The organism is Pseudomonas monteilii (assembly GCA_001534745.1).
Lineage (GTDB): Bacteria > Pseudomonadota > Gammaproteobacteria > Pseudomonadales > Pseudomonadaceae > Aquipseudomonas > Aquipseudomonas alabamensis.
Map to the genome: position 1 here is coordinate 3564025 of CP013997.1, position 22725 is coordinate 3586749.

The window sequence follows — 22725 nt, forward strand, 5'->3', positions numbered from 1 at the left end:
TACACTCGGCGCCCAGGTCACCCCTTCTCGTGCTGCACAGGAGTCTTTTTTCAGTGGATGAAAACGCCCGTCGCTGGCTGTATGCCTTGTCGAGCCCCATGGCCGCGCTCAATGGCGCCAGCTACACCTCGGCCACGTACTTCGAGGGTGAAGACACCTCCAACCTGGAGCACGCCTGGGGCATCGACGGCCGCGAGCGCTTGCTCGACACCCTGTCGATGGCCGACGCAGGCCACGCCTGCGAGCTGAACGACCTCTATTGGCAGTACCAGCGCTGCCTGCCCAGCCAATGGCGTGCGTTGCTCGACAGCCTGCCGCGCCGGGCACGTCGTCTGCACGAATACGTCGCCAGCACCTTCGCCGACTGTGGCGACGGCGGAACCCGGGCCTGGGACCTCGGCCGCATGAGCTACCTGCTGCGGGTCGGCACGCTGCGCGGCTATATCGACGAAGACGAAAGCCTGTACCTGCACTACCGGCTCTCGTTGCGCGCCCGGCATTACTACGAGAGCTGGAACCGCTACCTGACCGGCTACCTGCTGGGCAAGGCGCTGTGGAACGTCTCCGATCTCGACGACGACGCCTTCGACGCTGCCCTGCCCCGGCAAGGCAGCGACCACTGGAATCGCTGCATCGCCCTCAACCTGAGCCAGGGCGCCAGCGAGGTGCTGGCCTCGCTGCCGTGGCACCTGCCGCTGCCCGAACTCGAGCGCCCAGCCAGCCTGCCGCGGGAGGGCTGGTCATGAGCTGCTGGACCCTGCTGGACATCGCACCGACCGACGATACCCAGGCCATTCGCCTGGCCTACCGTACGCGCCTGCCGGCGTTTCACCCCGAGACTGACCCCGAGGGCTTCCAGGCCCTGCGCGAAGCCTATGAACAGGCCCTGCGCCTAGCCCGCGAACAGCCCCAGGCAGCGACCGCCGACTCGACTGAAGTCGGGGCGCAGGCAGACGTGGAAACCGTGCACGAGGCCGAAGCGGTCGATGACGCTCGGCGTCAACGCGATGAGGCCTTCCAGGCCTTCGAAACGCTGCTCGACACCCCCCGCACGCGCTTCGACCTGGCGGCCTGGCAGGCCTATGTGGTGGCGCTCGACGACCTGCCGCTCGACGCCCTGGATGACCTGGGCTGGGACATTCTGGCCCTGCTGCAGGACTGCGGGCCGATCTCCCACCGCTGCGCCGACTTGCTGGCCCAGCGCTTCGCCTGGGCGCAACAGCTGCTGCGGCTCGACGATCCCGCCGAGACCGAAGCCTTCCTGCAACGCCTGAGCACGCCAGACCCGTTCGACACGGGGTTGATGCGCGACTGGCCAAGCGCGGCACAGCTGGAAACGTTCTGGTACCTGCGCACCCTGGCCTATTGCTACGCCCAACGTCCCTTCCACGAGTACCGCGACTTCGCCGGACGTCACACCTGCCTGCCCTTGCCGGACGACGACGCCCTGATGCTGCGGCTGCGAACCCAGTTCTGTCAGGTCGGCGTGCCGGCCAAGGCCTGGCGTGACGAGCTGCAGGCCCAGTGGCAGGCGGCCCCGGACGATATCGACCTGTTGTACCTGCTGACGCGTCAGCACGGGGCCTTGGGCGACGATGAGCAGGCGCTGGACTGCTGGGCGACGCTGTGGCGTACGCACCGTCACCCCGAAGCGCCCGCCGCCCTCCTGGCCCTGTGCAGCCGACAGGCGCCGCATCGCCTGCCGTTGCTGATCCAGGCCCTGGATGGTTTCGAGCTGCCGGGCTATTGGCCACAGGATCTGGCTCATCCGATTCAAGGCTGGGCCAGTCCGGCGCAGCGCCCAGAAACCTTGACCCGTTGGCTGGTCGCCTCTCGCCTGCCACTCGAAGGGATCGCCGCAGCCTTTACCCAGTGGTGCCTGAACGGTGACGATGAACTGCCGCTGCTGGCCTGGCTGCTCGAGGCTCCGGCGGATGCCACCTTGCAGCGCCGCTACTGGCATGCCTGGGCCTTGCAGCGCGGGGAAGCCGATCTGCTGCGCCAGGTGGTGGACGAGCCGGACGGCGAAGCAGGGCTCGATGCCTTGATCGTCGAGGGTTTTCGCGCCCAGGCCAGGCAGACCCTGCACTGGCTGCACCAGGCACCGATCCCGCGCGCACTGGCCACCTTCTGTGCCAACGACGACGCCAGCCTGCCCCCTGCCCTGCTGACGGACGAGGCCCACCCGGCGTGCCGCGAATGGCTGCGCCGCCTGCGTCGCTACTCGCCCCGTGCGCTGGACGCCCTGCTCGAACACTTCCAGACCGGCCGCATGCTGCCTCGCCCGTTCGGGCTGTGGGCACAGTACCGGTTGATGCTCGAAGGCTTCACGCTGCCAGCGGTCGACGACACCCAGGACCTGATCGCCTGGCATCGCCAGCAGTTGTTCACGCTGGCCCTGCTGGAGCAGCCCGGGCGCTGGCTGAGGCTGGTGTCACGCGACTGCGTCGAGCGGCTGGCCTTCCCGCCCGCGCATTTCCTCGCCTCGCTGCCCGTCGACCACCTGCGGCCTGTGGACACCGACGACCTGGAGGGCGTGCTGCTCGATCGGCTCGACCTGAACGACACGGCCCAGCGCCTGCTGGCGTCACGCTTGATCACCTGGGCCCATTGCTTCGACAGCCCGCGCCTGCCCAGTACGGCACAGCTCTTCGAGTGTGCCGACCAGGACAGCGGCTGGCTGGAAGACCATCCGCTCGGTTGCCTGCTGCTCAGTGCCACCTTCCTCTGCGATGCCAGCCTGTCCGACGAACAACGGGGCAAGGCCCACGGGATGATGGACTTCATCAAGGAAGCCCATCCTCGGCTCGGGCCGGTGTTCGAACAGTTGCTCAAGGGCCAGGGCAGACGACTCTCGGCCGACCTGCTCGAAGGGGTCGATGTGGCCTTGTACAACACTGCGCTGGAAGCCTTCGGCAACCTGGCCGGGCACGGCCGCGTGTCGAGCCTGCGGGTGCTCAAGGCCCTTCAGCGCGGCAAGGACGACCCTGCGCAGGATGCGGGTCTGCGCTGTGCGATCCTGGCCCTGCTGGCCTGGTCGGAGCGCCTGCTCGAGCAACAGGCGCAGCAGCCGTCGGCACCGGCCTGGGCGGTCTGGCGGCTGGACACACGGCTGACGCGCACGGGACTTGCCGGCCACTTGGCGTCAGGCCTGTTATTGATACCGCCGCAGACCCAGGGGGTGGCGATGATCGTGGTCGGCCTGCTGGTCATGAGCGGGCTGCTGCGGCGCCTGCGCGACGTGGGCCAGGGCGTGCCGGCCTTGATCATCCTGCTGGCGCTGCTGCGCTGGATACCGATCCTGCCGTTGCTGCTGCTCGGCTGGCCGGGCGACCCGCTGCCCAACCGCAGCGGCCCTCCGCCTGGCCAGACCAACACTCTGCCCCACGGCCTGCAGGCGGCCTTGCGTCAGCTCGACGCTCAGTAACGCAGTTCGTCCAGCGCCTGATTCAGGTGCTGGCGCTGGCGGCTGATCTCGGCACTGTGCTGGGCACTGAGCACGGCGTTGAACGCCGCCAGCCAACTGCCGATCAGGTCGCGCTCCTCGCCCAGGCTCTGCATCCAGGCCCGCTCCAGCCGCGCCAGCAAGGTGCGATTGGGCAAGGTGTCGCGCGGGTGGATCTTCAACCCGGCCAGCCGGTCGTGGCTGGCCTGGCGCGCGTCGGCGTCCAGGCCGGTGGGGCTGCGGTCGATGCTGTGGCTGTGCTTGAGCCCGGTTTCCAGGAAGGTCACGTCGACTTCCAGCAAGCCATTGATGTCGTAGCTGAAGCGCACGTCCAGCGACTGGATCTCGCCCGTGGACTTGAGCGGGATCTCGAAGCTGTCGACCAGAATGTTGTCGCGTACCCAGGGCCGCTCACCCTGGTACACGGCGATGCGCACCACCTCCTGTTGCGGGTGCGAGCTATAGAAGCGCTCCACCTTGGACGTCGGGATGACCGTGTTGCGTTCGATGATCGGTGAGAACGACGCGCCGGTGTGCTCGGTGTGTCCGGCGGCGACCCCCAGGGTGTAAGGGCAGACGTCGGTCAGGATCAGCTCTTCGATGGTCTGCTCGCGGGCCTTGCAGGCCGCCTGGCTGGCAGCGCCCAGGGCGACCAGGGTATCCGGGTCCAGGTGGCGGTACGGCAGGCGACCGAACAGCTTGGCCACCAGCTGCTGGATCTGTGGCATGCGCGTGGCGCCACCGACCAGCACCAGGCTGTCCAGCTCGCGCGGGCTCAGCCGGGCGTCGCGCAACGCTTGCTCGATCGGGGCGCGCACCCGGGTCAGCAGGGGCGCCCACAGCGACTGCAAGGCCGCGCCATCGAGCACCCACTGGCGTGCCTGGCCATCGCCCTTCCAGTGCAGGGTACCGCCGCCCTCGCCCAGCTCGCATTTGAACCGCTCGATGGCGTCCCGCAGGCTGGCCAGCTCGCGCGGTTGCAAGGCCTGGGCGCTGAGCTGCCAGTCACGCAGGCAACCGGCCAACAGCGCTTCGGTGAAGTCTTCGCCGCCCAGGTAGTTGTCGCCGGTGGAGGCATGCACCTCGATCAGCGGCAAGGCGTACTCGAGCACGGTGACATCGAAGGTGCCACCGCCCAGGTCGAAGACCAGTGTCCGTTCCAGGGCCTGCTCATGCAGCCCGTAAGCCATGGCGGCGGCAGTCGGCTCGTTGATCAGCCGCTGCACGGTCAGCCCGGCCAGTTCGGCGGCGAAGACCGTGCGCTTGCGCTGTTCGTCGCTGAAATAGGCCGGTACCGAGATCACCGCCTCGGTCACGGGGCAACCCAGGTAGGCCTCGGCGTCGCGCTTGAGCGCGCCCAGCACCAGGGCGGACAGTTCCTCGGGGGAAAACGACTGTTCGCCCAGCTGAAACCGTTTGTCGCTGCCCATGAAACGCTTGAAGGCCGCCACGCTGAGGTGGGGATGGGTGGTGAGCCGGGCCTTGGCAGCCTGACCGACCAGTACGCTGCCGTCGTCGTCCACGCTGACCACCGACGGGGTCAGGGTCTCACCCAGGGCATTGGCGATCAGCTGCGCCCGCCCCTGCTGCCAGACGGCGATCAAGCTGTTGGTGGTGCCCAGGTCGATGCCCAGCAAGGGCGCGGACCGCGAAGGGCCTGAGGGAAACGGAGCGGAGGGAAGAGCGGCATCCTGCATGTTCGGCCTCTTGCATGAGAAGAGCCGGTGGCAGCCTGCTGGCCGCGGGCCGGCGGACAAGGCATTTTGACCCAATCGGAGAAACAAAAAAAGCGACCCTAAGGTCGCTTTCGTTGTGGCTTCCGGGTGTTCAGTGGGCCCTGGAAGCTCGAAGATGGCGCAGCGGACGGGACTCGAACCCGCGACCCCCGGCGTGACAGGCCGGTATTCTAACCGACTGAACTACCGCTGCGCGATACACTGAGAAGTGGTGGGTGATGACGGGATCGAACCGCCGACCCTCTGCTTGTAAGGCAGATGCTCTCCCGGCTGAGCTAATCACCCTTCGTCTCGGTGTGGCGCGCATTCTACGGAGGACATCCCACCCTGGCAAGCACTTTTTTAAAAAAATTTTCCAAGCCTTTCAATGACCTATCGGCACCCCTGCTCACCGACCAATAACCGGGCAAATGCCGGCCGTAGGGTTGGCCTGGCCCCTGACTCGGAGAATAATGCCCGCCTCGTGTATTAAGGAGAGCTTCACCCCATGTGGTTCAAGAACCTGCTGACCTACCGCCTCACCCAGGACGTACCGTTCGACCCCGAGACCCTCGAGGCAGCCCTGGCCAGCAAGCCGGCTCGCCCCTGCGCCAGCCAGGAACTGACCACCTACGGTTTCGTCGCGCCCTTCGGCAAAGGCGAGGACGCTCCGCTGGTCCACGTCAGTGGCGAGTTCCTGCTGATCGCCGCGCGCAAGGAAGAACGCATCCTGCCCAGCAGCGTGGTCAATGACGCGGTCAAGGAAAAGGTCGAAGAGATCGAGACCGAGCAGATGCGCAAGGTCTACAAGAAGGAGCGCGACCAGATTAAGGACGAGATCATCCAGGCCTTCCTGCCGCGTGCGTTCATCCGCCGCTCGATGATCTTCGCCGCCATCGCCCCGCGCCAGGGCCTCATCCTGGTCAACTCGGCCAGCGCCAAGCGTGCCGAAGACCTGCTGTCGACGCTGCGCGAAGTGATGGGCTCGCTGCCGGTGCGCCCGGCCACCGTGAAGATCGCCCCGAGCGCCACCATGACCGACTGGGTCAAGTCGCAACAGGCCGCCGACGGCTTCTATGTACTGGACGAATGCGAACTGCGCGACACCGCCGAAGATGGCGGCATCGTGCGCTGCAAGCGCCAGGACCTGACCAGCGAGGAAATCCAGCTGCACCTGAGCACCGGCAAGCTGGTCACCCAGCTGTCCCTGGCCTGGCAGGACAAGCTGTCGTTCGTGCTGGACGACAAGATGGTGATCAAGCGCCTGAAGTTCGAGGAGCTGCTGCAAGAGCAAGCCGAACAGGATGGCGGCGACGAGGCCCAGCAACAGTTCGACGCCTCGTTCCAGCTGATGATGATGACCTTCGCCGAGTTCCTGCCGATCCTCTTCGAAGCCTTGGGTGGTGAAGAGCTGCCGCAGGGCGTCTGACCGAGGCCTTGAGCTGCATGCTGCCCGCTGGGACGCGGGGTGGCCTGGACGCTGTATCCTTCAGGCCACCTTATAGAGGTGCTTCACAGCCGATCAGCTTTTAGCGTGCAGCCTGCCACTTGCCGCCAATGATAGGAGATCCCATGCGAGCCTTGGCCGCCTTGAGCCGCTTCGTCGGCAACACGTTCGCCCTGTGGGTCCTGGTGTTTTCCTGCCTGGCCTACCTCCAGCCCCAGTGGTTCATCGGCCTGAAGGTCGCCATCGTTCCCTTGCTGGGGCTGGTGATGTTCGGCATGGGGTTGACCCTCAAGCTCGACGACTTCGCCGCCCTTGCCCGCCAGCCCTGGCGGGTGGCGCTGGGGGTGGTCGCGCATTTCGTGATCATGCCGGGCGTGGCCTGGCTGCTGTGCCAGCTGTTCCACCTGCCCCCGGAGATCGCCGTGGGCGTGATCCTGGTCGGCTGCTGCCCCAGCGGCACGGCCTCGAACGTGATGGTCTGGCTGTCCAAGGGTGACCTGGCGTTGGCCGTGGCGATCGCCGCGGTCACGACGTTGCTCGCGCCTCTGCTCACCCCGACCTTGATCTGGCTGCTGGCGTCGGCCTGGCTGCCGGTTTCGTTCATGGACATGTTCTGGTCGATCCTGCAGCTGGTGATGCTGCCCATCGTGCTAGGGGTGCTGGCGCAGAAACTGCTCGGCGCCCGGGTGCACCTGGCGGTTCAGGTGCTGCCGCTGGTGTCGGTGGTGAGCATCGTGCTGATCGTCTGCGCCGTGGTGGCGGCCAGCCAGGCGAAGATCGCCGAGTCGGGCCTGCTGATCATGGCGGTGGTGATCCTGCACAACAGCTTCGGCTTCCTGCTGGGCTACCTGACAGGCAAGTTCTGCAAGCTGCCTCTGGCCCAGCGCAAGTCCCTGGCGCTGGAGGTCGGCATGCAGAACTCGGGGCTGGGCGCAGCCTTGGCCAGTGCGCACTTCTCGCCCCTGGCGGCCGTGCCGAGCGCGCTGTTCAGCGTGTGGCACAATATCTCCGGTGCGTTGCTCTCCACTTGGTTCAGACGCATGAAGGAAGACCCGGCGGCGGCCCAGAGGCCGAGTACTCGACCCTGAGGCTTGCTGCGTCGGCATGGACGCCATCGCAGGCAAGCCCGCTCCCACAGGTCGGTGGCATTGACGTGATCGTGGTCCAGCAGTCTTGTGGAGGCGGGCTTTTCTGGGCTGACGTGGGGGCTGATTCTGTGGGCCCTGCGGGCCCAATCGCGGCACTGGGGCCGCTCCTACACCCGTAGTCCCTCCGCGGGGTTGCAGGCTATAGCGGTCATCTGTGAGCGGCCCCTGCCGGGGCGCCGGACCGGCCGCGATTGGGCCTGCAAGGCCCATAAAATCAGCGCACCTTCTCCGTCAGGCGAACCTGCCTCCCACAGGTCGGTGGCATTGGCGTGATCATGGGCCAGCAGTCTTGTGGAAGCGGGCTTTTCTGAGCTGACGTGGGGGCTGATCCTGTGGGCCCTGCGGGCCCAATCGCGGCACTGGGGCCGCTCCTACACCCGTAGCCCCACCGCGGGGTTGCAGGCTATCGCGGTCATCTGTGGGAGCGGCCCCAGTGCCGCGATTGGGCCCGCAGGGCCCATAAAATCAGCGCACCCCCTCTATCAGGCACGCCTGCCTTTCTGCCGCCACCCCATGAAAACAGGCCACGGCCTCCGCACCCCACTTGCCAGAAACGCCCGGCTTGTGCAGCATGCAGGCACGGTAAGGACGGCCTTACGACGCTTGGCGTGAACACTTCGGGGACGGCCCCATTCGCATGTCTGAATGGAGGTTTTCCATGTCCTGGATCATTCTGTTTTTCGCAGGCCTGTTCGAAGTGGGCTGGGCCGTCGGGCTCAAGTACACCGAAGGCTTCACCCGTCCCCTGCCCACGGCGTTGACGATCGCCGCCATGGCCGTGAGCCTGGGGTTGCTGGGCCTGGCGGTGAAGGAGCTGCCACTGGGGACCGCCTACGCGATCTGGACCGGCGTCGGCGCCGTGGGCACGGTCATTGCCGGGATCATCCTGTTCGGTGAATCCATGGCGTTGGTGCGGCTGCTCAGCGTCGCGCTGATCGTCGCCGGCCTGATCGGCCTGAAGGTCAGCGCGAGCTGACCTCCCCTCCCCGCCTCAGCGAAGGTCGCCCCGCAACGCGGCGACCTTTTCCCGCAGCACGCCGGGCTTTGCCGCTTCTGCCGGCACCGGGTCGCCCGCCACCAGGGTCACCCGCGACCAGAACCGCTTGAACAGGCCTTTGTCCGGATCGCGGCTGAAGAAGCTGCCCCACAACCCTTGCAACGCCAGCGGGATCACCGGCACCGGCGTTTCGGCCAGGATCCGGTTGATGCCGCCCTTGAACGCATCGATCTCGCCATCGGTGCTCAGCTTGCCTTCGGGGAAGATGCACACCAGCTCGCCCTCGGCCAGGTACTGGGCGACGCGGGCGAAGGCGCGTTCATAGGTGGCTTCGTCCTCGCCGCGCCCCGCGATCGGAATGGCCCCCGCGGTGCGGAAGATGAAATGCAGCACCGGCAGGCGGTAGATCTTGTAGTACATGACGAAGCGGATCGGACGTCGCACGGCCCCGGCCATGAGCAGCGCGTCGACGTAGGACACGTGGTTGCACACCAGCAACGCCGCCCCTTCGTCAGGAATGCGCTGCAGATCACGGTGCTCGACCCGGTACATGGCATGGCCGAGCAGCCAGATCATGAAGCGCATGGTGAACTCGGGCACGATGCTGAAGATGTACGCGTTGACGCCGATGTTGAGCAGCGAGACCACCAGGAACAGCTGCGGAATGCTCAGGTCGGCCACGCTCAGCAACGCGATGGTGACGAGCGCCGAGACCACCATGAACAAGGCGTTGAGGATGTTGTTGGCGGCGATCACCCGGGCGCGCTGGCGCTCGGGCGTGCGGGCCTGGATCAGGGCATACAGCGGCACGATGTAGAAGCCGCCGAACACGCCCAGGCCGACGATCGACAGCAGGATCCACCAGGCCTGGCCGAGCGACAGCAGCGCGAGCCAGTCGTAGGGCGCATCGCCACGTGGCACATCACCCGAATGCCACCACCAGAGCAGGCCGAACAGGGTCAGGCCGAACGAGCCGAACGGTACCAGCCCGATCTCGACCTTGCGCCCGCTGAGTCGCTCGCACAGCAGCGAGCCGAGGGCGATGCCGATGGAAAACAGCGTCAGCACCAGGGTCACCACGGTCTCGTCACCGTGCAGCCAGTCCTTGGCATAGGCCGGGATCTGCGTCAGGTAGATGGCGCCGACGAACCAGAACCAGGAGTTGCCGACGATCGAGCGCGATACCGCGGGGGTCTGGCCGAGCCCCAGGCGCAAGGTGGCCCAGGACTGACTGACGATGTTCCAGTTGAGCTTCATGCCCGGTTCGGCGGCAGGCGCCTTGGGAATCCACTGGCTGGCCAGGTAGCCCAGCACCGCCGTGCCCACTACGCCGCCGGCCACCACCGTGGCATAGGACGCGGACGACATCATCATCCCGGCACCGATGGTCCCGGCCAGGATCGCCAGGAACGTGCCCATTTCCACCAGGCCATTGCCGCCCACCAGCTCCTGCTCGCGCAGGGCCTGGGGCAGGATCGAATACTTCACCGGGCCGAACAGCGCCGAATGGGTGCCCATGGCGAACAGCGCCACCAGCATCAGGGTCAGGTGGCCGGTGACGAACCCGGCGCCGCCGATGGCCATGATCCCGATCTCGGCCAGCTTGATCATCCGGATCAGGCGGTCCTTGGCGAACTTCTCGCCGAACTGCCCGGCCAGGGCGGAGAACAGGAAGAACGGGAGGATGAACAGCAAGGCGCACAGGTTGACCCAGATCGAGCGGTCGCCCTCCAGGCTGAGCTTGTAGAGGATCGCCAGGATCAGGGATTGCTTGAACAGGTTGTCATTGAAGGCGCCGAGCGACTGGGTGACGAAGAACGGCAGGAATCGCCGCTTGCCGAGCAGCGCGAATTGCGAAGGGTGACTCATCGTCCTTGTACCTGAATGGCTTTGTCCATCGCGCAAACTACAAGGGTTGGCGGGGGGCGACAAGTTTCAAGCTTCAAGCTTCAAGCTTCAAGCTTCAAGCTTCAAGCGAAAGCCTCAGCGCCGCCTCGACGTCATGCCAACCCCTGACTTACCGCACTACCGTCCGCTTGTAGCTTGTAGCTTGCAGCTTGCAGCTCGCCTCTCTACAGCTGCGACCTTGGTCGGCGCTGACGAACGCGAAGCGGCATGCCAGACTGCCCGACCGAGAATGGGCCTTCTTCTTGTCGCGGAGTCTTCATGTCGTTGTCCAGCGGGCTGATCGCCCTGGTCGCCCTGGCCTACATGGCCGTCATGTTCGCCATCGCCTTCTATGGCGATCGCCGCAGCACACCGCTGCCGCCGCGCCTGCGGGCGTGGGTGTACAGCCTGTCGCTGGCGGTGTACTGCACCAGCTGGACGTTCTTCGGCGCGGTCGGGCAGGCAGCCGAGCAGCTGTGGGCGTTCCTGCCGATCTACCTGGGGCCGATCCTGCTGCTGATCCTGGCGCCCTGGGTGGTGCAGAAGATGGTGCTGATCAGCAAGCAGGAAAACATCACCTCTATCGCCGACTTCATCGCCGCCCGCTACGGCAAGTCGCAGGCGCTGGCCGTGGTGGTGGCGCTGATCTGCCTGGTCGGAGTGCTGCCCTACATCGCCCTGCAGCTCAAGGGCATCGTGCTGGGCGTGAACCTGCTGATCGGCGCCAGTGCCGACGCCACCGGCACCCGTGTCCAGGACACCGCCCTGGTGGTGTCGCTGGTGCTGGCCCTGTTCGCCATCGTGTTCGGCACGCGCAGCCTCGACGTCACCGAGCACCACCGCGGCATGGTGCTGGCGATCGCCTTCGAGTCCCTGGTCAAGCTGCTGGCCTTCCTGGCCGTGGGCGTGTTCGTGGTGTTCAACCTCTATGACGGCTTCGACGACCTGCTGAGCCAGGCGCGGCAGTCCCTCCAGTTGCAAGGGTACTGGCAGGAGACCGTCAACTGGCCGTCGATGATCGTGCAGACCGGGGTGGCGATGATGGCGATCATCTGCCTGCCGCGGCAATTCCACGTCACCGTGGTGGAGAACATCGAACCGCAGGACGTGCGCCTGGCGCGCTGGGTGTTTCCGCTGTACCTGGCCCTGGCCGGGCTGTTCGTGGTGCCCATCGCGCTGGCCGGGCAGATGCTGCTGCCCGGCAGCCTGCTGCCAGACTCCTTCGTCATCAGCCTGCCCCTGGCCCAGGCCCATCCGAGCCTGGCGCTGCTGGCGTTCATCGGCGGGGCGTCGGCCGCCACCGGCATGGTGATCGTCGAGGCGGTGGCGCTGTCGACCATGGTCTCCAACGACATGCTGCTGCCCTGGCTGCTGCGGCGCAACAATGCCGAGCGCCCCTTCGAGGCCTTCCGCCACTGGATGCTGTCGGTGCGCCGCGTCACCATCGTGGTGATCCTGCTGCTGGCCTACGTCAGCTATCGCCTGCTCGGCTCCACCGCAAGCCTGGCGACCATCGGCCAGATCGCCTTCGCCGCCGTGACCCAGCTCGCCCCGGCGATGATCGGTGCGCTGTACTGGAAGCAGGCCAACCGTCGCGGCGTGTTCGCCGGCCTGGCCGCCGGCACCTTCCTGTGGTTCTACACGCTGGTGCTGCCGATCGCCGCCCACAGCCTGGGCTGGCCGCTGACGCTGTTCCCGGGCTTGGCCTGGCTGCACGGCAACCCGCTGAACCTGCCGATCTCGCCGCTGACCCAAGGCGTGGTGCTGTCGCTGGCCGGCAACTTCACCCTGTTCGCCTGGGTCTCGGTGCTGTCGCGTACGCGGGTCTCCGAGCACTGGCAGGCCGGGCGCTTCATCGGCCAGCAGACCAGTGCCCGCCCCGGCAGCCGCACGCTGCTGGCGGTGCAGATCGACGACCTGCTCAACCTGGCCTCGCGCTTCGTCGGCGAGGAACGGGCGCGGCAGAGCTTCATCCGCTTCGCCTACCGCCAGGGCAAGGGCTTCAACCCCAACCAGAACGCCGATGGCGAATGGATCGAGCACACCGAACGGCTCCTGGCCGGGGTGCTCGGCACCTCGTCGACGCGTGCCGTGGTCAAGGCGGCCATCGAAGGCCGCGACATGCAGCTCGAGGACGTGGTACGCATCGCCGACGAAGCCTCGGAAGTGCTGCAGTTCAACCGGGCGCTGCTGCAAGGCGCCATCGAGAACATCAACCAGGGCCTGAGCGTGGTCGACCAGAACCTGCACCTGGTGGCCTGGAACCGGCGCTACCTGGAGCTATTCAACTACCCGGACGGCCTGATCGCCGTGGGCCGGCCGATCGCCGACATCATCCGCTACAACGCCGAGCGCGGCCTGTGCGGCCCGGGCGAGGCCCAGGTCCATGTCGCCCGGCGCCTGCACTGGATGCGCCAGGGCCGTGCGCACACCTCCGAACGGCTGTTCCCCAATGGCCGGGTCATCGAGCTGATCGGCAACCCGATGCCGGGGGGCGGGTTCGTCATGAGCTTCAGCGACATCACCCCGTTCCGGGAAGCCGAGCAGGCCCTGAAGGACGCCAACGAGCGCCTCGAGCAACGGGTCGCCGAACGTACCCACGAGCTGTCGCAGCTCAACCAGGCGTTGAGCGAGGCCAAGAGCCATGCCGAAGCGGTCAGCCAGTCCAAGACGCGCTTCCTGGCCGCCGTGAGCCACGACCTGATGCAGCCGCTCAACGCAGCGCGGCTGTTCTCCGCCGCATTGTCGCAGCAGGACGAGCATCTTTCGGAAGAGGCCCGGCAACTGGTCGGCCACATGGACAGTTCATTGCGCTCGGCCGAAGAGCTGATCAGCGACCTGCTGGACATCTCGCGCCTGGAAAACGGCCGCATCACCCCGGATGCCAAACCCTTCGCCCTGCACGACCTGTTCGACATGCTGGGCGCCGAGTTCGCCGTGCTGGCCGCGGAAAAAGGGCTGGACTTCCGGCTACGGGGCAGCCGCCTGCGGGTGCACAGCGACGTCAAGCTGCTGCGCCGGATCCTGCAGAACTTCCTGACCAACGCCCTGCGCTATGGCAAGGGCCCGATCCTGCTGGGCGCACGGCGCAGTGGCGAGCACCTGTGGCTCGAGGTCTGGGATCGCGGCCCGGGCATCGCCGATGACAAGCTGCAGGTGATCTTCCAGGAGTTCAAGCGCCTGGACAGCCACCAGACACGGGCGGAAAAGGGCCTGGGCCTGGGGCTGGCGATCGCCGATGGCCTGTGCCGCGTCCTGGGTCATCGCCTCGAAGTGCGCTCCTGGCCCGGCAAGGGCAGCGTGTTTCGCGTGCAGGTCCCTGTCAGCCGCACGGCCGCCGCCCCGGTCGCCGCGCCGGAACAGGCAGGGCAACCCCTGGCCGGCCTGCGGGTGCTGTGCGTGGACAACGAGGCCAGCATCCTGATCGGCATGAGCAGCCTGCTCACGCGCTGGGGCTGCCAGGTCTGGACCGCACCGGACCGCGCGACCTGCGAAGCCTTGCTGGACGAAGGCCATCGGCCGCACCTGGCGCTGGTCGACTACCACCTGGATGCCGGCGAAACCGGCATCGGCCTGATGGCCTGGCTGCGCACGCGCCTGGGCGAGCCCGTGCCAGGGGTGGTGATCAGCGCCGACAACCGCAGCGAGATGGTCACCCAGGTGCATGCCGCCGGCCTGGACTTCCTGCCAAAGCCGGTCAAGCCGGCGGCGCTGCGTGCCTTGCTCAATCGCTATCTGAACCTGGTTCAGTGACGGCAGCATCGCTCATCGCCCGCTCCAGCAGGTCGGCAGGCAGGCTCTTGCTGGCGCGGGCCCCGAGCAGCTTGAGCTGCTCGCTGCGGCTGACCAGGTTGCCGCGACCTTCGCACAGCTTGTTGCGTGCCGCGGCGTAGGCCTTGTCCACCTGCTGCAGGCGGTTGCCCAGCTCGTCCAGGTCCTGGATGAACAGCACGAACTTGTCGTACAGCCAGCCGGCGCGCTCGGCGATCTCGCGGGCGTTCTGGGTCTGACGCTCCTGCTTCCACAGGCTGTCGATGACCCGCAGGGTCGCCAGCAAGGTGGTGGGGCTGACGATCACGATCTGCCGGTCGAAGGCTTCCTGGAACAGGTTCGGCTCGGCCTGCAGGGCAGCGGAGAAGGCGGCTTCGATGGGCACGAAGAGCAGCACGAAGTCCAGGCTGTGCAGCCCTTCGAGGCGGTTGTAGTCCTTGCCGGACAGCCCTTTGACGTGGTTGCGCAGCGACTGCACGTGCTGCTTGAGCGCCGCCTGGGCCCGCTCGCCGTCCGGGTCGCTGACGAACTGCTGGTAGGCGGTCAGGCTGACCTTGGCATCGACCACCACCTGCTTGTTGCCGGGCAGCATGATCAGTACGTCGGGCTGGTAGCGCTCGCCGTCGGCGCTCTTGAGGCTGACCTGGGTGTGGTACTCGCGGCCCTTCTCCAGGCCGGCATGCTCCAGCACCCGCTCGAGAATCAGCTCGCCCCAGTTGCCCTGGGTCTTCTGGCCCTTGAGCGCCTGGGTCAGATTGGTGGCCTCGTCGGACAGCCGCTGGTTGAGCTGCTGCAGGCGCTCGAGCTCCTTGGCCAGCGAGAACCGCTCGCGCGCCTCCTGCTGGTAGCTGTCCTCGACCCGCTTCTCGAAAGCCTGGATGCGCTCCTTGAGCGGATCGAGCAGTTGCCCCAGGTGCTGCTGGCTGGTCTGGGCAAAGCGTTGTTCGCGCTCGTCGAAGATGCGTGTTGCCAGGTCAGCGAACTGTGCACGCAAGGTGTCGCGGGCGTCCTGCAGGTCTTCGAGGCGTTGCGTATGGCCTTCCTGCTGCTCGCGCAACTCGGCCTCCAGCCCGGCGACCCTCGATTCCAGGCGCCGCAGCTCGGCTTCGCGCGCGGTGCGCTCCAGGTTCCAGGCATGGGCTGCATCGCGGGCATTGTCGCGCTCGATCTGCAGCAGCTCCACCTCCCGCTGCTGCGCGGCCAGGCTGGCCTGTTTGAGCGCGTTGGCCTCACCGAGGTCGCTGACCTCGTCGCGACAGGCGTCCAGCTGCGCCTGCAAGCCTTCCTGGGCCAGCTGGGCGCTGAGCAGGCGCTCTTCGGCCAGCGACAGGGCCGCCTGGTGCACGGTTGCCTGGCGCTGCACCCGGAACGTCCAGACGAGGCCGGGTATCGACGCCGCCACGATGCCAAGCAGGATGCTGGCCAGATCCACTGTCATGATGTTTCCCGGTGCTGTGCGTAGAAGTGGACACGAGCTTATCAGGCCATGGCGGCCAGGGCTTCAGTCGGGAAACAGGCGCCTGAGCAGGTGGCGGGCTTCCGGGGAGCCTTGCGCCGCGGCCAGCTCGAGCCAGTGGCGCGCACGCTCGGACGAAAGGTCGGGCGAATCCGCGCACAGACGACCGTATTCGAACTGGGCCTTGGGGTCACCGGAGCGGGCCGCCTGACGCAGCAGTTCGTGGCCCATGCGCCGGTCGCGCGCACTGCCGCACTCGTTGCACAGCATCTGGCCCAGGCGACGTTGCGCCACGACCACGCCCTGGCGTGCGGGCTGCTTGAGCAGGCGTCCGGCAAGGTGCTTGATATGGGGCTTGCTGCCCAGGTGAGGGCTGTCGAGCAACCAGAGGGCGACCTTGAGCGTGAAGCGTTTGCCCGGTGCGGGTTCGATGATCCCTTGGCCAGGCGAGACGATTTTTTTGCCTTGAAACATAGGAGCGAGCGTTGAGGCGGATGTGGGGCGCGCCACTCTACGCTTTTTTTCAGCCGATGGCGTCCCCTGCAGAAGCCCGACACATGCTGAAAATTTTATTTCTGCCTGGATTTCGGACGAACGGTAGGCGCTTGGATTATTACGCTCTTGATTGTCAGACAATGGCGGTTTGGCAGACAGGCTTGCGCTAGAGCCTGTGGCGCGCACAATCCACAGAAGCTGTGGATAACTCGGTGGACAACCTCTTGGGTAACCTCGCAAACCCTTGTGGAATGGGCGCTCCAGACAAACTGGCGTTTTTTTCACCAGTTCAAATTAGTGTTTTTTTTCATTGACTTAACGCCCGCCGGGGTGCATCTGCCGACGACGAGCGTGTTCTGACGAGCTGCAGGCTCACGCTAAACGCATTGTGTACAACCGGCGGAATATCGCTATATCAGCGAAACTGCTTAGCACTTTTGCCACCTTTCAGGGTCTGAGCCCCCTTCCCATCCGCTAGACGAATGGCCATAATGGTCGGCTTTCCGGGGAATCGACAAAACACTTGCACAGCCTTCACGCTTTGTGTAGTGTGGCGACCGTTAGTACCCAAGCTGAAAAATCAAAAGGTCGCTGACCAGGCGTTCGACACTCGAACCTACCCCCTGGCCGCACCGACTCCTCGGATGGTTCACTCGGCAGCCTGCGCTGCTCCAGCACGAATCACCTCTCGGATTGATCAGGACCTGCACCGGGCGTTCTTGAACCTCGTTCCCGTGTGTTGCCTGCCTCCTCAAGTACCTACCAGTCAGCCCAGCGCTCTAGATCATGCGCCCCGCCTGGCTGCTCTGTTCCAGACAGGTTCTGCGCCTTTTTCCTAATTCTTGGCGCCACTGGAACGTTTTCATCGTGCACGGTTCGAATCCGTGTCAATTGCAGGACATCCAATAATATGAATACGCATCATCAGTTCCAAACCGCCATCGGCGCCCTGTCCCAAGCCTTCGCACCGATGAAGTGCCTGATCGTGGCACCCCGCAACGGCAGCTTCAGCTTCACCCTCGTCGACGAGCATGGCATCGCCTGCCACAGCGAGCGTCTGTATCCGGAGCAGTACAACCGCGCCGGTACTTTGCAGGCCGTCATCGACCGTACGCGCCAGTCCATCACCGCGTGATCGCGTCCGCGTTCACTCATCTCGCACATGAAGAAATGCCCGGTCCAGCCACCGGGCTAATCGCCAGTGGGTATATGCCTGGCGCCTTCTGCGTGCAATCGATTTAAAAACAGTCCTTTACCTCAGCCTCATCACACTACACTTGAACTTGAGCGGTCCAGGCCGCTTTCGGCGGGTCCGGCTGTGATCCATTCGCTGCCAGGCGCCCGGGCCCGTCGGTCACCCACGTGCGAGGGCATCATGGCATTCGCCGCTATCGAGTTGAGCCATTACGTGATTCGCCCGACCCTCGAGTACCTGGGGCGGCGGACAATCCGTGCAGAAGCTTTGTTACTGGGCGTTGCGGCTAGCCAGTCGGCCCTGGGCGCAGGCCTGTGTGATCGACGCGGCCATGGGCTCTACCGCATCACTGGGCCCCGCCATCACGACCTGTGGGACACCTATCTGGCTGCCGACCCGGAGTTGGCCAGCCTGGTACGCGGGTTGGCCAGCCAGCATGCGTTCCTGCGCGGACCGCACATCGAATTGACGGTCAATCTGCGCTATGCCACGGCGATTGCTTGGATGCTGATCGAGGCACAGGCGGTGTCTCTGCCTGCGCCGAACGATCTGATGGGCATGGCGCGTCTGTGGCGTCAGATCTTCCATCCCCAGGGGCGTCTACGTGATTTTGCGACCGCGTGGCAGACCTGCGTCGCGCCGGGCATTCCTCTGGCCTCCTGAAAAGGCCTACACCCTATTCTGGTTTTGTCTTACAAAGCAGTTAGATTGTCCTACAAAACTCGTCTAACTCCTTAAAATTCGCCTATAGCGCCCTGCGCAAAATGTTGGTAGCGTTCCGCCTCGGAGATCCCAAGGAGTTCTAATAATGAAAAAAGCAATGCTCAACACCTCCCTCGGTCTGGCTGTCGCACTGGCATCCGGGCACCTGCTGGCCAACGGCTTCGCGCTCAATGAGCAGAGCATCAGCAGCATGGGGGTAGGTTTCGCGGGTCGTTCTTCCTCTGCCGAAGACGCAAGCACCATCTACGGCAACCCTGCCGGCATGTCACAACTCAAGCGCGCGCAGGCGACCGTCGGGGCAGCAGGCATCTTCGCCAAGTCCGACATCAGTGGCCGAAGCACCTTCGGGGGGGAAACCGACGGTGACATGGTGCCGGTCGTCGCCGTGCCCATGGGCTACTACGTCAAGCCCCTGGACGATCACTGGACCGTGGGCTTCGGGGTCTACGTGCCGTTCGGCCTGGTCACCGACTACGGCAGCGACGACGCGGCGCGTTACTGGGGCAAGAAAAGCCACGTCGAAGTTATCACCTTCCAGCCGACCATCAGCTACGCCTTCAACGACAAGGTCTCGATCGGCGTCGGGCCGACGTTCAACCGCATCCGTGGCGAGCTGGGTTCCAACCTGCTCAACCCACGCAGCCCGGGCCGCAACGACGGCGAAGTCAAGATCAAGGGCGACGACACGGCCGTCGGCTACAACGTGGGCCTGCTGGTCCAGGCGACCGACCGTACGCGCATCGGCCTGACCTACCACTCGATGGTCGACTACAAGCTCGAAGGCAAGACCAAGGTGAGCTCCACGGCCATCGGCCCGTTCAGTGGCAGCAAGTTCGACGCCGACCTCAACATCAAGACGCCGGAATCGGTCGACCTGTCGGTGACCCATGCGCTCGATGACCAGTGGACCCTGTACGCAGGCAGCACCTGGACGCGCTGGAGCCGCCTGGAACACATCATCGTGAACAACGATGTGCCAGCGCCGCTGGCAGGCTCTCCGTTCGCCACCATCACCGAAGAGCAGAACTGGCATGACACCTGGTCGCACGCCATCGGCGCCGCCTACAAGGTGAACAAGCAGTGGACGTTGCGCAGCGGCTTCACCGTCGACCAGTCGCCGACCAACAACCATGACCGTTCTCCGCGCATCCCGACCGGCGATCGCAAGATGGTCAGCCTGGGCGCCGGCTGGAGCCCGAACGACGACATGACCATCGATGTGGCCTACTCCTACCTGTGGGAAGAGGACGCCAAGGTCAACCTGGCCAGCTCGACCAAGGGCGCCTACCGCGCCAAGTACGAAAACAGCGCCCACACCGTCGGTGCTTCGCTGACCTACCGCTTCTGATCCACGCCTGTGCACACGGCGCCCTCTCCAGTCTGGACAGGGCGCCGTGTTCGTTTGGGGGGATTACAGGGCGGGTGAGCCAATGGCCTTCTCGAGGGTGGCCTTGAAGGCTTCGTCGTCCGGCTTGGTCAGGCTGGAGAAACTGCCGATCACCTTGCCTCGGCGGTCCACCACGTACTTGTAGAAATTCCACTTGGGCGCGCTGCTCTGGCGCGCCAGCTCGACGAACAGTGGGATCGCATCGCTGCCGCGTACGGGCTGGGCCTTGGTCATGGTGAACGTCACGCCATAGTTGGCGTAGCAGACCTTGGCAGTCTTCTCGCTGTCGCTGTCCTCCTGCTTGAAGTCATTGGACGGCACGCCGAGCATCTCCAGACCTTGGGCGTGATAATGCTGGTACACCGCCTCCAGTCCTTCGAACTGCGGTGCGAAACCGCAGTAGCTGGCCGTGTTGATGATCACCAACGGCTTGCCCGCGTAGCGGTCGCATAGATCGATCTGCCCCTTGCCCCGCAGCTCGGGCAAGCTGCCTTGAAGCAGTGCCGGGCAGTCGCTGGCCCAAGCGGGACCGAGTGCCGAAAGTGCCAATAATGGGACGACCCACCAACGTGCCTGCATATGCGTTCTCCTGCCGAACATTCCTGAACGTGCAGCGTAGCGGCTTATGCAGGCGCGTGCGTGGTTCTCGCGCTCGACCCGCCTTTCAGCTGCCTTCGACCGGCCTGGACAAGCGTCGCCGAATGGGTTCGAACGCCGACGTGGCCTGGCGTGCCAGCGGGTCGGGCTGGCCTGCATCGATGGCCTGCCAGTAGCGCCAGGGCACCTTGGCCTGCCCCAGTTCGTAATCCATGCCATCCCAGCTGTCTTCGCGGAAGCTGTAGAACGCCCAGTGCACACGCTGCTCGTCGAGCACCGTCAACACGTCTTCGAGGTACTGCCTGCAACCGGGCAGGCGGCGCATGCAGCCGAACTCACCGACGACCAGGCGCGAGCGCGGCACCTGGTGTGCGTCGGCCCAGTCGATCGGTCGACGCAGATAGGCAGCCACACGTGGCGCATCCCAGCGCATTTGCTGACCGGCGTAAGGGGCCTTGCCGGGGTAATCGAAGGGCTTGGCCCTGGCCAGGTTCGGCGCGCTGGTGGCCGAATAGGGTTCGTACATGTGCACGCTGTAGAGGACGCGCGGGTCCTCCAGTGCGTTTGGCCAGTAGTCGAATGCGTCGGCGGCCGCGTACCAGCCTGCATCGACCATCACCGGCGTCACCGAGTCGACCTCGCGCACTGCCGCCAGCATGTGGCGGTAGAACGCTGGCAGGTCCCGGCTGCTGCCCTGACGCGTCGCATACCAGCGCTTCATGCGTTCGAGCGTGGCGTGCTCGGCCAGCCCGCCCAGCTTTTCAGGCGCAGGTTCGTTGATCAGGTTGTAGGCGGCCACGGCCGGGTGATCCTTGAGCGCCGCGGCCAGGTCCCGCCAGAAGGCGGCCGCCTGGTCCCACCAGGCCTTGTCCTGCCAGAGACGGTCGTCGAACACGTCGCCGTTGTTCTGCGACCAGCGCATGCCGGGCAAGGACAGAGGGGCGATCACGACTTTCAGGCCAGCGCGGTGTGCGCGGTCCAGGGTGGAGCGCAGCTGCTGCAGGTCGGCAGGTTCGAGCCCCTGGTAGTGATCGGCATCGCCCAACAGCATGTCGCGTCGAGCGGGTTGCCATTTGTCGTAGGAGAGCCGTACCCACGTTGCGCCGTAGTCGTGCAACGCATCGAAATAGGCCTGGTCGGGCGGGAGACGGTTGAAGCTGTTGCCGCCGTAGCGGGGGGTGTCCCAGAAATCGATCAGGTCGGCGGCCTGGAGCGATGGGAGGCCGAGCGCGAGCAGGCAGGCGAGGAGAAATCGACGCATCATGATGGGGCTTCCTTGGCCTGGGGAAGCGGCGATTTTACGAAGGTGGTCGAGGGGGATCACGGGGGAAAATTTTGCTAGGCGTTTCAAAGCAGAAAGCGGTGAGCCGCAAGCGGCAGGCGAGTGTATGGCGGCACGATACAGGGGTGCCTGATTTACCCGGTGGCTGATTTTATGGGCCCTGCGGGCCCAATCGCGGCACTGGGGCCGCTCCTACAGGTGACCGCGATAGCCTGCAACACCGCGGTGGGGCTACGGGTGTAGGAGCGGCCCCTGTGCCGCGATTGGGTCCGCCAGGGCCCACGCATTCGGCAAAAACCACAGAATCCCCCACAGGTAACCGCGATAACCTGCAACACCGCGGTGTGGCTACGGGTGGAGCGGCCCCCGTGCCGCGATTGGGCCCGCCAGGGCCCACATCAGCATTGGCAAAGCCCACGGAATCTGTCAGCTGCCCCGAAGCAAGGCGACTCACAGCACCAACCCGATCACCACCACCGCTTCCAGCAACTCGAGCAACGCGCCGGCCGTGTCGCCGGTGGTACCGCCCAGGCGACGTATCATGGCTGCGCGCAGGCCCATGAAGGCGACCAGCACGAGGCACAGCGTCATGATGCCGGCACTGCCCAGGCACAGCAGACAGGCCAGCGTACTCGCCCCCAGCACCCACCAGCCCTGCCTGACCGGCAAGTGCTGCGCCAGAGCCTCGCCCAGCCCGCCGGGCCGCACATAGGTCGTGCACAGGAACAGCGCCAGCAGCGCCGCGCGCCCGATCACCGGGGCCACGAGCAGGCCGAGGCTGTCGCCCTGTTCGATCAAGGCCAGCAGCGCACAGAACTTGAGCAGCAGCAGCAGCACCAGGGTCACCACCGCGATCGGCCCGCTGCGGGGGTCCTTCATGATCCGCAAGGTGCGCTCGCGGTCGCCGAAACCGCCCAGCCAGGCATCGGCGCTGTCGGCCAGGCCATCGAGGTGCAGGGCGCCGCTGAGCATCACCCAGAGGCTGAGCAACAAGGCGGCGTGCAGATAAGGCGGCGTGCCGCCCAGCGCATGACTGACCAGCCACAGCACGGCCCCGAACACGGCCCCGACCACCGGGTACCAGAGCAACGAGCGGCCCAGTTGCGCGGGTGTCGGCATGCCGGGCAAGGTGACCGGCAGGCTGCTCAGGAACTGCAAGGCGATCCAGAACGGCAGCATC

Annotated in this window: 16 protein-coding genes and 2 tRNA genes; 9 read left to right on the plus strand and 9 right to left on the minus strand. The window is 65.6% G+C overall.

The window, feature by feature from the left end; translation table 11 throughout:
- Window positions 1–53: 53 nt before the first annotated feature.
- On the plus strand, window positions 54–746 hold the full coding sequence (locus APT63_15185) for a hypothetical protein (GenBank protein AMA46854.1): 693 nt from the start codon (window positions 54–56) through the stop codon (window positions 744–746).
- On the plus strand, window positions 743–3427 hold the full coding sequence (locus APT63_15190) for a hypothetical protein (protein AMA46855.1): 2685 nt from the start codon (window positions 743–745) through the stop codon (window positions 3425–3427). The genes APT63_15185 and APT63_15190 overlap by 4 nt, the downstream gene beginning before the upstream one ends.
- Here the strand turns inward: APT63_15190 and APT63_15195 are convergent.
- From APT63_15195 to APT63_15205, 3 genes are all read right to left on the minus strand, one after another.
- Window positions 3421–5142: a molecular chaperone HscC gene (locus APT63_15195; GenBank protein ID AMA46856.1), complete on the minus strand. Its 1722-nt coding sequence runs from the start codon at window positions 5140–5142 to the stop codon at window positions 3421–3423. The two genes, APT63_15190 and APT63_15195, sit on opposite strands and share 7 nt — an antisense overlap.
- Window positions 5143–5297: 155 nt before the next feature.
- Window positions 5298–5374, minus strand: a tRNA-Asp gene (locus APT63_15200).
- Between the two features lie 16 nt (window positions 5375–5390).
- Window positions 5391–5466 (minus strand) — tRNA-Val (locus APT63_15205).
- Window positions 5467–5668: 202 nt separating this feature from the next.
- Here APT63_15205 and APT63_15210 point away from each other — a divergent pair.
- The 3 genes from APT63_15210 to APT63_15220 all read left to right on the plus strand — a co-directional run bounded on the left by APT63_15210 (window position 5669) and on the right by APT63_15220 (window position 8731).
- Window positions 5669–6589: a recombination-associated protein RdgC gene (locus APT63_15210; GenBank protein ID AMA46857.1), complete on the plus strand. Its 921-nt coding sequence runs from the start codon at window positions 5669–5671 to the stop codon at window positions 6587–6589.
- A gap of 143 nt (window positions 6590–6732) precedes the next feature.
- A complete protein-coding gene (locus tag APT63_15215; GenBank protein ID AMA46858.1) occupies window positions 6733–7695 on the plus strand; it encodes a sodium transporter in 963 nt (320 codons plus the stop codon).
- A 718-nt stretch (window positions 7696–8413) separates the two neighbouring features.
- Window positions 8414–8731, plus strand: coding sequence for a molecular chaperone (locus APT63_15220; GenBank protein AMA46859.1), 318 nt, complete (start codon window positions 8414–8416; stop codon window positions 8729–8731).
- 15 nt (window positions 8732–8746) lie between these two features.
- Here APT63_15220 and APT63_15225 read toward each other — a convergent pair whose 3' ends face one another.
- The gene (locus tag APT63_15225; protein AMA46860.1) at window positions 8747–10621 is read right to left on the minus strand and encodes a glycerol acyltransferase; all 1875 of its coding nucleotides are present in this window, start codon (window positions 10619–10621) and stop codon (window positions 8747–8749) included.
- Between the two features lie 297 nt (window positions 10622–10918).
- On the opposite strand from APT63_15225, the gene APT63_15230 reads away from it, so the two are divergent.
- On the plus strand, window positions 10919–14392 hold the full coding sequence (locus APT63_15230) for a hybrid sensor histidine kinase/response regulator (GenBank protein AMA46861.1): 3474 nt from the start codon (window positions 10919–10921) through the stop codon (window positions 14390–14392).
- Here the strand turns inward: APT63_15230 and APT63_15235 are convergent.
- Window positions 14364–15848: a recombinase RmuC gene (locus APT63_15235; protein ID AMA46862.1), complete on the minus strand. Its 1485-nt coding sequence runs from the start codon at window positions 15846–15848 to the stop codon at window positions 14364–14366. The two genes, APT63_15230 and APT63_15235, sit on opposite strands and share 29 nt — an antisense overlap.
- 63 nt (window positions 15849–15911) lie before the next feature.
- Complete coding sequence (locus tag APT63_15240; GenBank protein ID AMA46863.1) at window positions 15912–16340, minus strand: hypothetical protein; 429 nt, start codon at window positions 16338–16340, stop codon at window positions 15912–15914.
- Between the two features lie 931 nt (window positions 16341–17271).
- Between APT63_15240 and APT63_15245 the strand changes: the two genes are divergently transcribed.
- The 3 genes from APT63_15245 (at window position 17272) to APT63_15255 (ending at window position 19627) form a co-directional block, all read left to right on the plus strand.
- Window positions 17272–17496, plus strand: coding sequence for a hypothetical protein (locus APT63_15245; protein AMA46864.1), 225 nt, complete (start codon window positions 17272–17274; stop codon window positions 17494–17496).
- A gap of 240 nt (window positions 17497–17736) precedes the next feature.
- Window positions 17737–18219, plus strand: a complete 483-nt coding sequence (locus APT63_15250) for a hypothetical protein (GenBank protein ID AMA46865.1) — start codon at window positions 17737–17739, stop codon at window positions 18217–18219.
- Between the two features lie 145 nt (window positions 18220–18364).
- The gene (locus tag APT63_15255) at window positions 18365–19627 is read left to right on the plus strand and encodes a Long-chain fatty acid transport protein (GenBank protein AMA46866.1); all 1263 of its coding nucleotides are present in this window, start codon (window positions 18365–18367) and stop codon (window positions 19625–19627) included.
- A 63-nt stretch (window positions 19628–19690) separates the two neighbouring features.
- On the opposite strand, the gene APT63_15260 is transcribed toward APT63_15255, so the two are convergent.
- The 3 genes from APT63_15260 to APT63_15270 form a co-directional block, all read right to left on the minus strand.
- Window positions 19691–20245 carry a glutathione peroxidase gene (locus APT63_15260; protein ID AMA46867.1) on the minus strand — a complete coding sequence of 185 codons (555 nt, stop codon included), beginning with the start codon at window positions 20243–20245 and terminating at the stop codon, window positions 19691–19693.
- Between the two features lie 85 nt (window positions 20246–20330).
- Complete coding sequence (locus tag APT63_15265) at window positions 20331–21524, minus strand: glycosyl hydrolase (GenBank protein AMA47913.1); 1194 nt, start codon at window positions 21522–21524, stop codon at window positions 20331–20333.
- A 471-nt stretch (window positions 21525–21995) separates the two neighbouring features.
- Window positions 21996–22724 carry an adenosylcobinamide-GDP ribazoletransferase gene (locus tag APT63_15270; protein ID AMA46868.1) on the minus strand — a complete coding sequence of 243 codons (729 nt, stop codon included), beginning with the start codon at window positions 22722–22724 and terminating at the stop codon, window positions 21996–21998.
- Window position 22725 lies beyond the last annotated feature (1 nt).

Excerpts from the sequence above, each read along its gene's own strand:
- APT63_15255 (AMA46866.1), top strand. The coding sequence starts at position 18,365 with ATGAAAAAAGCAATGCTCAACACCTCCCTCGGTCTGGCTGTCGCACTG.
- APT63_15250 (AMA46865.1), top strand. The coding sequence starts at position 17,737 with ATGGCATTCGCCGCTATCGAGTTGAGCCATTACGTGATTCGCCCGACC.
- APT63_15215 (AMA46858.1), top strand. The coding sequence starts at position 6,733 with ATGCGAGCCTTGGCCGCCTTGAGCCGCTTCGTCGGCAACACGTTCGCC.
- APT63_15270 (AMA46868.1), bottom strand. The coding sequence starts at position 22,724 with ATGCTGCCGTTCTGGATCGCCTTGCAGTTCCTGAGCAGCCTGCCGGTC.
- APT63_15230 (AMA46861.1), top strand. The coding sequence starts at position 10,919 with ATGTCGTTGTCCAGCGGGCTGATCGCCCTGGTCGCCCTGGCCTACATG.
- APT63_15235 (AMA46862.1), bottom strand. The coding sequence starts at position 15,848 with ATGACAGTGGATCTGGCCAGCATCCTGCTTGGCATCGTGGCGGCGTCG.
- APT63_15220 (AMA46859.1), top strand. The coding sequence starts at position 8,414 with ATGTCCTGGATCATTCTGTTTTTCGCAGGCCTGTTCGAAGTGGGCTGG.
- APT63_15245 (AMA46864.1), top strand. The coding sequence starts at position 17,272 with ATGAATACGCATCATCAGTTCCAAACCGCCATCGGCGCCCTGTCCCAA.
- APT63_15225 (AMA46860.1), bottom strand. The coding sequence starts at position 10,621 with ATGAGTCACCCTTCGCAATTCGCGCTGCTCGGCAAGCGGCGATTCCTG.
- APT63_15190 (AMA46855.1), top strand. The coding sequence starts at position 743 with ATGAGCTGCTGGACCCTGCTGGACATCGCACCGACCGACGATACCCAG.
- APT63_15265 (AMA47913.1), bottom strand. The coding sequence starts at position 21,524 with ATGCGTCGATTTCTCCTCGCCTGCCTGCTCGCGCTCGGCCTCCCATCG.
- APT63_15240 (AMA46863.1), bottom strand. The coding sequence starts at position 16,340 with ATGTTTCAAGGCAAAAAAATCGTCTCGCCTGGCCAAGGGATCATCGAA.
- APT63_15195 (AMA46856.1), bottom strand. The coding sequence starts at position 5,142 with ATGCAGGATGCCGCTCTTCCCTCCGCTCCGTTTCCCTCAGGCCCTTCG.
- APT63_15260 (AMA46867.1), bottom strand. The coding sequence starts at position 20,245 with ATGCAGGCACGTTGGTGGGTCGTCCCATTATTGGCACTTTCGGCACTC.
- APT63_15210 (AMA46857.1), top strand. The coding sequence starts at position 5,669 with ATGTGGTTCAAGAACCTGCTGACCTACCGCCTCACCCAGGACGTACCG.